This window comes from Pseudomonas sp. F220, assembly GCF_057813935.1.
Genome location: NZ_JBVASJ010000008.1, coordinates 1 through 12,610 on the forward strand (window position 1 = coordinate 1; position 12,610 = coordinate 12,610).

General features: G+C 59.4%; 9 protein-coding genes. 5 read left to right on the forward strand and 4 right to left on the reverse strand.

Annotation, left to right across the window (positions count from 1 at the left end; translation table 11 throughout):
- Positions 1 to 152 precede the first annotated feature (152 nt).
- Positions 153 to 1,295: a 4-phosphoerythronate dehydrogenase PdxB gene (gene pdxB, locus ACZYSM_RS09780; RefSeq protein WP_489071166.1), complete on the reverse strand. Its 1,143-nt coding sequence runs from the start codon at positions 1,293 to 1,295 to the stop codon at positions 153 to 155.
- 283 nt (positions 1,296 to 1,578) lie between these two features.
- On the opposite strand from pdxB, the gene ACZYSM_RS09785 reads away from it, so the two are divergent.
- Positions 1,579 to 2,988, forward strand: a complete 1,410-nt coding sequence (locus ACZYSM_RS09785) for an MATE family efflux transporter (protein ID WP_489071168.1) — start codon at positions 1,579 to 1,581, stop codon at positions 2,986 to 2,988.
- Here the strand turns inward: ACZYSM_RS09785 and tusA are convergent.
- Both tusA and rlmM read right to left on the reverse strand, forming a co-directional pair.
- The gene (tusA, locus tag ACZYSM_RS09790; RefSeq protein ID WP_489071455.1) at positions 2,985 to 3,224 is read right to left on the reverse strand and encodes a sulfurtransferase TusA; all 240 of its coding nucleotides are present in this window, start codon (positions 3,222 to 3,224) and stop codon (positions 2,985 to 2,987) included. The genes ACZYSM_RS09785 and tusA overlap by 4 nt on opposite strands.
- A 219-nt stretch (positions 3,225 to 3,443) precedes the next feature.
- Entirely contained in the window at positions 3,444 to 4,517 is a 1,074-nt protein-coding gene (gene rlmM, locus ACZYSM_RS09795; protein WP_489071170.1) for a 23S rRNA (cytidine(2498)-2'-O)-methyltransferase RlmM, read from the reverse strand.
- Between the two features lie 224 nt (positions 4,518 to 4,741).
- Between rlmM and acnA the strand changes: the two genes are divergently transcribed.
- From acnA to ACZYSM_RS09810, 3 genes are all read left to right on the forward strand, one after another.
- Positions 4,742 to 7,483 (forward strand): aconitate hydratase AcnA, encoded by a 2,742-nt coding sequence (acnA, locus tag ACZYSM_RS09800; RefSeq protein ID WP_489071172.1) that lies wholly within the window; start codon positions 4,742 to 4,744, stop codon positions 7,481 to 7,483.
- 239 nt (positions 7,484 to 7,722) lie between these two features.
- A complete protein-coding gene (locus ACZYSM_RS09805) occupies positions 7,723 to 8,514 on the forward strand; it encodes a CPBP family intramembrane glutamic endopeptidase (RefSeq protein WP_489071174.1) in 792 nt (263 codons plus the stop codon).
- A 102-nt stretch (positions 8,515 to 8,616) separates the two neighbouring features.
- Positions 8,617 to 10,182, forward strand: a complete 1,566-nt coding sequence (locus ACZYSM_RS09810) for a methyl-accepting chemotaxis protein (RefSeq protein ID WP_489071176.1) — start codon at positions 8,617 to 8,619, stop codon at positions 10,180 to 10,182.
- A gap of 205 nt (positions 10,183 to 10,387) precedes the next feature.
- Here ACZYSM_RS09810 and ACZYSM_RS09815 read toward each other — a convergent pair whose 3' ends face one another.
- The gene (locus ACZYSM_RS09815; protein WP_489071178.1) at positions 10,388 to 11,074 is read right to left on the reverse strand and encodes an alpha/beta family hydrolase; all 687 of its coding nucleotides are present in this window, start codon (positions 11,072 to 11,074) and stop codon (positions 10,388 to 10,390) included.
- Between the two features lie 101 nt (positions 11,075 to 11,175).
- Here ACZYSM_RS09815 and ccoN point away from each other — a divergent pair, with 101 nt between their 5' ends.
- On the forward strand, positions 11,176 to 12,600 hold the full coding sequence (gene ccoN, locus ACZYSM_RS09820) for a cytochrome-c oxidase, cbb3-type subunit I (RefSeq protein ID WP_489071180.1): 1,425 nt from the start codon (positions 11,176 to 11,178) through the stop codon (positions 12,598 to 12,600).
- Positions 12,601 to 12,610: the final 10 nt, after the last annotated feature.

Here is a 12,610-nt window from a genome sequence, read left to right on the forward strand (position 1 = left end):
CATCCGCGACCAGCCTTGTAGTGTGGCGTAGTCAGATGGCGTTAAAACGAATGGGGCGGCGGGCTTGGCCATGTGCACTACTGCTCAGTGAGGTCGAAGTCTGGTCAGTATATCGATATGCTTTTAGATAAACGAATTACACGCTCAGGACACTAGACTGCCACCGCCCCCAGCGCCAATACGATATTGCGCAGGACATGCGACTCCCCCTTGATCCTTACCGCCAGCCCATCGATCTCCCGCCGCTGCGGATAATGCTTGCGCAAGGCATCAAACGCGGTGCGTTGTTCTTCCACACTGCCCACCAGGCTGCGACGAAAATCCGCGTCGTCGCGGCGTGGGTCGTATACACCGCGACACAACATGGCCAGCGACCACGCCGGATCGCTATCGGCACTAAGGCTAACTTCAGCCAACCACGGCGCGGGCAACAAATCGTCCAGGCTGACCTGAGGCGCCTGCTCCTGGTACTCGCAAAACGCCTGATAGATCTGCGCCGTGCCGCGTTGTTTACCGTCGAGGCTGTAGCCGGCGATATGCGGAGTAGCGATCACGCACAGATCAGCCAGGGCGACATCGACCTGCGGCTCGCCTTCCCAAACGTCCAGCACTGCTTGCAGGTCTTCACGCTGCAACAGCACTTCGCGCAGAGCGGCGTTGTCCACCACCGGGCCACGGCTGGCATTGATCAGCCAAGAGCCGGACTTGAGTTGGTTCAAACGAGCTTTATCGAACAGGTGCCAGGTCGGCAGATCGCCGCTTTTACTGAGCGGGGTGTGCAGACTGATAACGTCGCACTGCTCAATGAGCTGTTCCAGGCTGACGTAATCGCCACCTTCAAGCGCTTGCCGTGGCGGATCGCAGACCAACACGTTCCAGCCCAGACCACGCAAAACCTTGACCAACCGGCCACCCACTTCACCGGCACCGACCACACCATAAGTACGTTGGGTCAGGTCAGCGCCTTCGATTTCCGCCAACGTCAGCAAACTGCCGAGGACGTAGTCAACCACGCCGCGAGCGTTACAGCCCGGGGCGCTAGACCAGGTGATACCGGCGTGCTGAAAGTAATCGAGATCCAGGTGATCGGTGCCAATGGTGCAGGTACCGACGAAGCGCACGTTGCTGCCTTCGAGCAACGCACGGTCGACGTTGGTCACCGAGCGCACCAGCAACACATCGGCCTGCTCGATGGCGGTGCGGTCGATGGAGCGTCCCGGCAAGCGGCGGATTTCGCCGAAACCGGCAAAGAAGGCATCGAGCAGCGGGATATTTTCGTCGGCAACAATCAGCATGGCAGGCTCCTTTCGCGGAGCCGCAGTGTAGGCGTAGTTGCTAGTGAGGGGCCAGCGGGCTTTGGAGCACATGGTTTTGATACAACGAGAATCTAATGTGGGAAGGGCCGGGCAACCTTGGAGATTGCATCAGCTTACATGGGCATTGACCTCACCTCGTCAGCGTCACACCCCGAACGTCCGACTAGCGCTTACAAATCCCCAACACAGGAATTTTCCTGACCACTGCGTCAAGGCGTAGAATGCGCCGCCCTGCGCATCAAAACCTTTGGACGCTTCGCTTGTGAATTCCGTGACTGACAGCCCTGCCGCTATTTCCCTCAACCGCCCTGCCCGGGTTCGACTCGAGCTGCGTAATCTGCTCGGACTGGCCTTGCCGATCATGATCGCGCAACTGGCCACCACTGCCATGGGCTTCGTCGACGCGGTAATGGCTGGCCGCGTCGGGCCGCGGGATCTGGCGGCGGTGGCGCTGGGCAACTCGATCTGGGTGCCGGTGTTCCTGCTGATGACCGGTACGCTGCTGGCGACCACGCCGAAAGTCGCGCAACGCTTCGGTGCCGGGACTCACGGCGAGATCGGCCCGATTGTGCGCCAAGCGTTATGGCTGGCATTGGTGGTGGGGTTAATGGCGACGCTGGCCCTGTTCAGTGCCGAGCCGATTTTGCATGTCATGAAGGTTGATCCCGAACTGATCGGTCCCTGCATGGAATACTTGCGCGGTATCGCCACCGGGTTTCCGGCCGTAGCGCTCTACCATGTGTTGCGCTGCTTCAGCGATGGTATGGGCCGCACCCGCCCGAGCATGGTGCTGGGCCTCTGTGGGCTCGCGCTGAATATTCCGCTCAACTACATCTTCATCTACGGCCACTTCGGTGTGCCTGCCATGGGCGGTGTCGGTTGCGGCTGGGCCACGGCGATTGTGATGTGGGTGATGATGCTCGGCATGACTGGCTGGACCCGCTGGGCACCGGCGTATCAGTCGAGTCAGTTGTTCAGCCGTTTCGATTTTCCGCAGTGGGCGGTGATCAAACGCCTGCTAAGCATCGGTCTGCCGATCGGTATTGCAGTGTTTGCCGAGTCGAGCATTTTCGCGGTGATCGCCCTGCTGATCGGCAGCCTCGGTGCCACAGTGGTCGCCGGGCACCAGATCGCCCTGAACTTCAGCTCGCTGGTGTTCATGATCCCTTACTCCCTCGGGATGGCCGTGACCGTGCGTGTCGGCCAGGCACTGGGACGTGAAGAGCCCCGTGAAGCACGTTTTGCTGCGGGCGTCGGCATGGGCACTGCGCTGGCCTATGCCTGTATCTCAGCCAGCATGATGTTGTTGCTGCGTGAGCACATCGCGACGATCTACACCGCCGACCCGATGGTCATTCAGGTCGCGTCGATGCTGATCATCTATTCGGCGTTGTTCCAATTCTCGGATGCGATTCAGGTCACTGCGGCCGGCGCCTTGCGTGGTTATCAAGACACTCGGGTAACGATGATCCTGACGTTGTTCGCCTACTGGGGGATTGGCTTGCCGGTGGGTTACGCCCTCGGCCTGACCGATTGGTTCGGCACTGCCAGCGGCCCGAGCGGGTTGTGGCAAGGTTTGATCGTCGGTTTGAGTTGCGCGGCGCTGATGCTGTCGATCCGCCTGACGCGCAGTGCGCGCAAGCGGATCCGGATCAGCCGTTCGACGGGTTAATCGAGCTTCTTGCGAATCCAGTACAGATAGGTGCCAGCGTCTTCCTGCTGCTCAACCAGCTCGTGGTCGAGAAACACGCAGAACTTGGGGATGTCGCGACGGGTCGAGGGATCGGTGGCGATCACCTTGAGCAGGCCACCGGGCGGCAGATCGCGGATGTGCTGGTGCAGCATCATCACCGGCTCCGGACAGTTGAGACCGGTGGCGTCGAGGATCGCGTCGACGGGCGCATCGATGGTTTGGCTCATACTTCACTCCTGAAACTGACCGGCATTGTCGCGCAAAGCCGGGTGTCGAGTCATCTGTGGCGTTTTACCTAATGTAGGAGCCGAGCTTGCTCGCGATGCGGGCAGCGAGGTGCATCAGGCAAACCGCGTCATCGTTCATCGCGAGCAAGCTCGGCTCCTACAGATCCTGCGCCGACCTTGTGGGAGCCGGGCTTGCCCGCGAAAGGCTCAGCGGGATTTCGGCTTGTTCACATCCAGACGACGCAAATGGCAGGTCACTTCTTCGCGGTCGTGATACAGCTGCTTGCAGCCGATGGCAACGCGAATGCCGCGTTCCTTGAAGCCTTCTTCGATGCGCTCGAGCAAGCGCTTTACTTCCGCGTAGCGCTGTTTCATCGGCAGCTTCAAGTTCACCACCGCTTCCCGGCAATGCCCCTCGCCAATCCAGGTTTCCAGTAGCGCCGCGTTGCGCGCAGGCTTCTCGACGATATCGCAGACCATCCAGTCCACCGGCTGCTTAGGCTTGAAGGTGAAACCGTCTGCCATCAAGTGCTGAACCAGTCCGGTATCCATCAAGCTCTCAGCCATCGGACCGTTGTCGATGGCGGTTACCAGCATCCCGCGATTGACCAGTTGCCAAGTCCAGCCACCCGGTGCGGCACCCAGATCGACACCGGTCATGTCGCTGTGCAAACGCTCGTCCCACTGATCGCGGGGGATGAAATGATGCCAGGCCTCTTCCAGCTTCAACGTCGAACGGCTTGGCGCTTCGCGGGGAAACTTCAAGCGTGGAATGCCCATCGGCCACATCGCTGAGTTGTTGCTTTCAGCCAGACCGAGAAACACCTCGCGACCGCTTTTAAAGGTCAGCAGCAAGCGTGGCTTGTTGGCGTCTTCCACCAGCTTGCCGGCACTGGTCAGCGCCTTGCGCAATGGGCCTTCGAATTTTTTGCAGAAATTCGACAGCTCTTTACCGTCATTGGTATCGACTACTTCCAGCCATAAGCTGCCGCAGGTAGGAAAAGTTGCCATATGAGCAAGAATCACGCTGATACGGTCGGTTTCCGGCAAGTCGATAAACATACCGCGAGCCCATTGCCGAGGAAAAATCAGCTCGGCGAAACGCTGGCCGCGCATCAGACGCTCGGCACCATCGTCTTCGGTGCAAACAAACTCGGCGCAAGCGCTGCTGGTCTTGGCCTTGGCATAACCGGCCACATTCAGACGCGCGGCGTGTTCGGATATCTCAGAACAGACTTCGCCTTCGAAGCCCGGCCGGCAATGCATAAAGAGGGTGTTCATTAATACTCCTGGGCAGTTGGCGAAGAATTCAGCCACTGCGCGATCGATGCCCAGGCTTGCTCTAAAGCAAAGCCTGTCACGAAAACCGGCGCATGATAGCCGAGTTCGGAACCCTGGACCGCCCATAGAGTCCAGTTATTAGCCTTAAGCGCCAAACAGAGCTAGGTTAAAGGCTCTGTCCTTCCGTCACGTCCGTAGCCGTGCGGACTAAAAGGAGTCATTCAATGCCGTCCCTCGATAGCCTGAAAACCCTTAAACCATTAAAAGTCGACGACAAGACCTACCACTATTTCAGCCTGCCGGAGGCCGCCAAATCCCTCGGCGACCTCGACCAACTGCCAATGTCGTTGAAAGTCCTGCTGGAAAACCTGCTGCGCTGGGAAGACGAAAAAACCGTCACTGGTGCAGACCTCAAGGCCATCGCTGCCTGGCTCAAAGAGCGCCGCTCCGACCGGGAAATCCAGTACCGTCCGGCCCGAGTGCTGATGCAAGACTTCACCGGCGTACCCGCAGTGGTCGACCTGGCTGCCATGCGCGCCGCCATGGCCAAGGCCGGCGGTGATCCGCAGCGCATCAACCCGCTGTCGCCGGTGGACCTGGTGATCGACCACTCGGTGATGGTCGACAAATTCGCCAGCAGCACAGCCTTCGAACAGAACGTCGACATCGAAATGCAGCGCAACGGCGAACGTTATGCCTTCCTGCGTTGGGGCCAAAGCGCCTTTGACAACTTCAGCGTGGTACCACCAAGTACCGGCATCTGCCACCAGGTCAACCTCGAATACCTCGGCCGTACGGTCTGGACCAAAGACGAGGACGGCCGCACCTACGCCTTCCCGGACACCCTGGTCGGTACCGATTCCCACACCACCATGATCAACGGCCTCGGCATCCTCGGCTGGGGCGTTGGCGGTATCGAAGCGGAAGCGGCGATGCTCGGTCAACCGGTGTCGATGCTGATTCCGGAAGTGATCGGCTTCAAGTTGACCGGCAAACTCAAGGAAGGCATCACCGCCACCGACCTGGTGCTGACCGTTACGCAAATGCTGCGCAAGAAAGGCGTGGTCGGCAAATTTGTCGAATTCTATGGCGACGGCCTTGCCGACTTGCCACTGGCGGACCGTGCGACCATCGCCAACATGGCCCCGGAATACGGCGCAACCTGCGGATTTTTCCCGGTGGATGACGTCACCCTGGACTACCTGCGCCTGTCCGGTCGGACGACAGAAACCGTAAAACTGGTGGAGGCTTACAGCAAGGTTCAAGGCCTGTGGCGCTTGCCCGGCAAAGAACCGGTCTTCACCGATAGCCTGACGCTGGACATGGGCAGTGTCGAAGCCAGTCTGGCCGGACCCAAACGCCCACAAGACCGAGTCTCGCTGCCGAATGTCGGCCAAGCGTTTACCGACTTTCTCGGCCTGCAATTCAAACCCACCAGTAAAGATGAAAGTCGCCTGGAAAGCGAAGGTGGCGGCGGTGTCGCGGTGGGCAACGCCGATCTGATAGGCGAAGCGGACTACAACTTCGAAGGCCAAACCTATCGCTTGAAAAACGGCGCAGTGGTCATTGCTGCGATCACCTCCTGCACCAACACCTCCAACCCGAGCGTGATGATGGCCGCCGGGCTGGTGGCGAAAAAAGCCGTAGAGAAAGGCCTCAAACGCAAACCCTGGGTCAAGAGTTCCCTCGCACCCGGCTCGAAAGTCGTCACCGAGTACTACAACGCCGCAGGCTTGACCCAATACCTCGATGAGCTGGGTTTTGCCTTGGTAGGTTACGGCTGCACGACCTGCATCGGCAACTCCGGGCCGCTGTCGGAGCCGATCGAAAAAGCCATTCAACAGTCGGACTTGACCGTCGCCTCGGTATTGTCCGGCAACCGCAACTTTGAGGGTCGCGTGCATCCACTGGTGAAAACCAACTGGCTGGCCTCGCCACCGCTGGTAGTGGCCTATGCCCTGGCCGGCAGCGTGCGGATGGATATCAGCAGCGAGCCGCTGGGTATTGGTAAAGATGGCCAGCCGGTATACCTGCGGGACATCTGGCCCAGTGCTAAGGAAATCGCCGACGCGGTGGCCCAGGTCAGTACCAAAATGTTCCACAAGGAATACGCCGAGGTGTTTGCCGGTGACGCACAATGGCAAGCCATCGAAGTCCCGCAAGCGGCGACCTATGCCTGGCAGAAGGACTCCACCTATATCCAGCATCCACCGTTCTTCGATGACATCGCCGGCCCCTTGCCGGTAGTCGCAGACGTCAAGGGTGCGAGGGTTCTGGCGCTGCTCGGCGACTCGGTGACCACCGACCACATCTCCCCTGCCGGCAACATCAAGGCCGACAGCCCGGCCGGGAGCTACCTGCGCACACTGGGTGTGGAGCCGCGCGACTTCAACTCCTACGGTTCACGCCGCGGCAATCATGAAGTGATGATGCGCGGCACCTTCGCCAACATCCGTATCCGCAACGAAATGCTCGGTGGCGAAGAAGGTGGCAACACGATCTACATCCCCACCGGCGAAAAACTGCCGATCTACGATGCGGCCATGCGTTATCAGGCTGCCGGCACGCCGCTGGTGGTGATCGCAGGTCAAGAATACGGCACGGGCTCAAGCCGCGATTGGGCGGCCAAAGGCACCAATCTGCTGGGGGTCAAAGCGGTAATCGCCGAGAGCTTCGAGCGCATTCACCGCTCCAACCTGGTGGGCATGGGCGTGCTGCCACTGCAGTTCAAGCTTGATCAGAACCGCAAGAGCCTGAAACTGACCGGCAAGGAAACCCTGGATATTCAGGGCCTGACCGGAGTCGAGTTGCAACCGCGCATGAACCTCACACTGGTCATCACCCGTGAAGACGGCAGCAGCGAGAAGATCGAAGTACTGTGCCGGATCGACACCCTGAATGAAGTCGAATACTTCAAGGCCGGAGGGATTCTGCATTACGTGTTGCGGCAATTGATCGCGTCTTAAATCAACCTAACCTAAAACACCGCCTTCGGGCGGTGTTTTTGTTTGGCTGGTGGGTGTGTTCCTTTGCTTATAATTGCGCGGCCACGAAAAGATCGCAGCGCGGCAGCTCCTACGGGATTGCGTACACCCTCAGCACCGCGGGTGTATGCGGTCGGTGTAGGAGCTGCCGCAGGCTGCGATCTTGGCGATCCAGACCGCGACAACTTTCTCAGGTAAGACTCCCGCCCCAAAGGACTCACATGACTGCACTGCCATGGCTCTATCTGGCACTTCTCTCCATTGGCTACAGCCTCGCAATGTTCGCCGGACAACTGGACGTGCAAGCACTGATCGCCATTGCTTTGCTGCTGTTCGCAGGCTTTGCGGTGCGCCAGCAAAAAAGCCGTTATGGTCGTTATCTCGGTCACGGTTTGTTCGTGACTCTGGCCCTCGTGCTGGCCCTGCATTGGCTACCGGGCTTCTATAACGGGAGCGTCATTGGCCCGGAAGCTTTCACCGATGATGCGGTGCCGTTCTCGATGTATCTCAACCTGGACAAACCGCTGATTGGCTTCTGGCTATTGCTGGTGTGCCCGTGGATTGTCGGCCGACGCTCCTGGCGTCTTTCGCTGTATGCGACTGCCCTGGCCTTGACCCTGAGCGCATTGGCCGCCCTCGGCGGTGCGGTGTTGCTCGGCGTCATCCACTGGGAACCGAAGTGGCCAGAGCAAGCCTGGTTGTGGGTACTGAACAACCTGCTGCTGGTGACCCTGGTCGAAGAAGCCTTGTTCCGTGGCTATATCCAGGGCGGCTTGAGCCGACACTTCAAACAGTTGCCCTATGGCGAAAACCTTGCCCTGATCTGCGCGGCGCTGCTCTTCGGCCTGGTGCATCTTGGCGCTGGCTGGCAATGGGCGTTGCTGGCAAGTATTGCCGGGGTCGGTTACGGCCTGGCTTACCGTTTTGGCGGACTGAGCGCGGCAATCGCCACGCACTTTGGTTTGAATCTGCTGCACTTCGGATTGTTTACTTATCCGATGCTCGCTGGGTAATGCAATGCACTTTTTGAGACGCAGCGCCGCTTTTTAAAAAATATCTTCAATAAATTCCTGACGCTGCCGATATCCCGACAAAGCCTTGCGGATTGAAAAAACATGCGTAATAACCAGCCCGTTACACAACGCGAACGTACCTTCCCCGCTCAGCAACGGTTGATTTCCACCACCGATGCCAAAGGCGTGATTACTTACTGCAACGATGCGTTCGTTGAAATCAGTGGTTTTTCCCGCGAAGAGCTGGTCCGTGCACCGCACAATCTGGTACGTCATCCAGACGTCCCGGCAGCGGTATTTGCGCACATGTGGAACACTCTCAAACAAGGCTTGCCATGGATGGGCATTGTCAAGAATCGCTGCAAGGCCGGTGACCACTACTGGGTCAACGCCTATGTCACACCGGTTTTCGAAGGCAAACAGGTGGTCGGTTACGAGTCGGTACGGGTCAAACCCACCGCCGAACAGATCCACCGCGCCGAAGCGCTCTACCAACGCATCAACCAGGGCAAGTCGGCCATTCCTCAAAGTGATAAATGGTTGCCGGTACTGCAAGACTGGTTGCCGTTCATTCTGGTCAGCCAACTGAGCTTCCTGATTGGCATCTGGCTCAACTCCCATTGGGGTTTCGCCCTTGCCGCCGGACTCTCGGTGCCGCTGGGCCTGCTCGGTTTGAGCTGGCAACAACGCGGCCTCAAGCGCTTGCTGCGCCTGGCCGAACAAACCACCTCGGACCCGCTGATCGCCCAAATGTACACCGACAGCCGCGGCGCCCAGGCACGCCTGGAGATGTCCATTCTCAGCCAGGAAGCACGCCTGAAGACCTGCCTGACCCGTCTGCAGGACACCGCCGAACACCTGAACGAGCAAGCCCGCCAATCCGACACCCTGGCCCACAAGAGCTCCACCGGGCTTGAGCGCCAACGGGTCGAGACCGAGCAAGTGGCAACCGCTGTCAACCAGATGGCCGCCACCACTCAGGAAGTCGCCAGCCACGTCCAACGCACCGCCGACGCCACTCAGGAAGCCAATCGTCTGACCCGTCGCGGCCGCGACATTGCCGGCGAAACCCGTGAAGCCATCCAGCGCCTGTCGGTGGTGGTTGGTGAGACCGGCGCCACCGTGACCCAACTGGCCAAGGACAGCGACGAAATTGGCGGCGTGGTCGATGTGATCAAGGGCATCGCCGACCAGACCAACCTGCTGGCCTTGAACGCCGCCATCGAAGCGGCTCGCGCCGGGGAAATGGGTCGCGGCTTTGCGGTAGTTGCCGATGAAGTACGGCAACTGGCACAACGCACCAGTGAGTCCACCGGGCAGATCCATAGCCTGATCGCCAAGCTGCAACAGACTGCCAACACCGCCGTGCAAACCATGGACGCTGGCCATCGCCAGGCTGAAGAAGGCGTAGCGCGGGTACTCGAGGCCGACCAGGCGTTGGTGGGAATCAGCGAAGCGGTGGCCAACATCACCGACATGACCACGCAGATCGCCGCCGCCACCGAAGAACAAAGCGCCGTGGCCGAAGAGATCAGCCGCAACATCAGCAACATCTCGCAACTGGCTGACCAGACCTCGGAACAGGCCCAGCACTCGGCACTGCTGAGTGAAGAGCTGACGCGTACGGCGAATACGCAATATTCGTTGGTTGAGCGGTTTAATCGCTGACAGTCGCTGGAAAGACAGAAACCCGGGAGGTGATACTTCCGGTTTTTTTTATTGCCAACATGAAAGTGATGTCGCCTGGCAGACCGCTATCGCGAGCAAGCCCGCTCCCACACTAATCCGCATCCAGTCACAAAATTTGTGGCCGACATAGATCTAATGTGGGAGCGGGCTTGCTCGCGATGAGGCCCTGACCGACACCGAAATCTCACAGAAGAAAACCGGCTATTTTCCTGGCTGCTGATTCCAGATGCTGCTCATGGGTAAAACCCGACGCCTTCAACGGCTTCAAATCATGATCAGCCGCAACCAACCAAAACACCTCGATACTCGGCGCCAGGTCATAACCCTCAACGGCAGCACGATTGCCCAGCGCATCACGCTCGCCCTGCACAATTAAAGTCGGTGTCTTGAGCTCGGCCAAATGTGCCACACGCGGCTTCTCCGGCTTACCAACCGCGTAAAACGGATAACCCAGACACACCAACCCATCCGCTTGCAATTCATCCGCCAGCAAACTGGCCATGCGCCCGCCCATAGACTTGCCGCCAATGGCCAGACGCCCAGCGACATGGCGTCGCACTTGGGTGTACACCTCACGCCAGCATTCCAGCAATTTCGGCGCCGGGTTAGGCGGACGTTTGCCGCCGTCCAGGCGTCGCTGAGCCATGTAGGGAAACTCGAAGCGCAGCACGTTGATCCCGCGCCCGGCGAGGCGTGCGGCCATGTCATTCATGAAGCTGCTGTCCATCGGAGCACCGGCACCGTGGGCCAGGATCAGCGTCAGCGGGTCACTCCCCGATTGGGTTTGCGCTGCATCCCACAGCCAGCCGCGCTCCGCCATGCACTGCGCCCATTGATCCCCGTCAATACTGGCCTTGTGCGCTTTGTCCATGCTTGCCTCGCTTTTTAGTCTGCCTATAACTCCAGAAGAAGTGGGCGCGCCGTTGCCGTGCGCAGTCGCTTTCACTTCAGCTGAACCGTGGATGGGGAACCATGAACACTTCTATCAGTACCGCCTATAACTACAAGGTGGTCCGCCAATTCGCCATTATGACGGTGGTGTGGGGCATCGTCGGCATGGGGCTCGGGGTTTTTCTCGCGGCTCAATTGGTCTGGCCCGAACTCAACTTCAACTTGCCGTGGACCAGTTTCGGCCGCCTGCGCCCGTTGCACACCAATGCGGTGATTTTCGCTTTCGGTGGCTGCGCACTGTTCGCAGCGTCCTTCTACTCGGTACAACGCACCTGCCAAACCCAACTGTTTGCGCCGAAAGTCGCTGCGTTCACCTTCTGGGGCTGGCAGCTGGTGATCCTGTTGGCGGCCATCAGCCTGCCACTGGGTTACACCAGCTCCAAGGAATACGCCGAGCTGGAATGGCCGATCGATATCCTGATCACCATCGTCTGGGTCGCCTACGCCTACGTGTTCTTCGGCACATTGGCCAAGCGCAAGACCAAACACATCTACGTGGGTAACTGGTTCTTCGGTGCATTCATCATCACCGTGGCGATCCTGCATATCGTCAACAACCTGGAAATCCCGGTCAGCCTGACCAAGTCCTACTCGCTGTACGGCGGGGCGACCGACGCCATGGTTCAGTGGTGGTACGGCCACAACGCGGTGGGCTTCTTCCTCACCGCAGGCTTCCTGGGGATGATGTACTACTTCGTGCCCAAACAGGCCGAGCGTCCGGTGTACTCGTATCGCTTGTCGATCGTGCACTTCTGGGCGTTGATCACGCTGTACATCTGGGCCGGCCCGCACCACCTGCACTACACCGCGCTGCCGGACTGGGCACAGTCGCTGGGCATGGTGATGTCGCTGATTCTGCTGGCACCCAGCTGGGGAGGAATGATCAACGGCATGATGACCCTGTCGGGCGCCTGGCATAAGTTGCGCAGCGACCCGATCCTGCGTTTCCTGGTCGTGTCCCTGGCGTTCTACGGCATGTCGACCTTCGAAGGTCCGATGATGGCGATCAAAACCGTCAACGCCCTCTCCCACTACACCGACTGGACCATCGGCCACGTTCACGCCGGCGCTTTGGGTTGGGTTGCGATGATCTCGATCGGAGCGCTGTATCACATGATCCCGAAAATCTTTGGTCGTGCGCAGATGCACAGCATCGGCCTGATCAACGCGCACTTCTGGCTCGCAACCATCGGCACCGTGCTCTACATCGCTTCGATGTGGGTCAACGGCATCGCCCAGGGCCTGATGTGGCGCGCGGTCAATGAAGACGGCACGCTGACCTACTCCTTCGTCGAAACCCTGGCGGCCAGCCACCCAGGCTACGTCGTGCGGTTGGTAGGCGGCGCGATCTTCTTCAGCGGCATGTTGCTGATGGCTTACAACACCTGGCGCACCGTACGCGCTGCCGTGCCTGCCGAAGTCGCCGCCGCGGCGCAGATGGCCTGAGGAGTCCGCC

Bases quoted from the DNA above. Each gene is read 5' to 3' on its own strand.
- pdxB (WP_489071166.1), bottom strand. From the start codon at position 1,295: ATGCTGATTGTTGCCGACGAAAATATCCCGCTGCTCGATGCCTTCTTT.
- rlmM (WP_489071170.1), bottom strand. From the start codon at position 4,517: ATGAACACCCTCTTTATGCATTGCCGGCCGGGCTTCGAAGGCGAAGTC.
- acnA (WP_489071172.1), top strand. From the start codon at position 4,742: ATGCCGTCCCTCGATAGCCTGAAAACCCTTAAACCATTAAAAGTCGAC.
- ACZYSM_RS09805 (WP_489071174.1), top strand. From the start codon at position 7,723: ATGACTGCACTGCCATGGCTCTATCTGGCACTTCTCTCCATTGGCTAC.
- ACZYSM_RS09810 (WP_489071176.1), top strand. From the start codon at position 8,617: ATGCGTAATAACCAGCCCGTTACACAACGCGAACGTACCTTCCCCGCT.
- ACZYSM_RS09815 (WP_489071178.1), bottom strand. From the start codon at position 11,074: ATGGACAAAGCGCACAAGGCCAGTATTGACGGGGATCAATGGGCGCAG.
- ccoN (WP_489071180.1), top strand. From the start codon at position 11,176: ATGAACACTTCTATCAGTACCGCCTATAACTACAAGGTGGTCCGCCAA.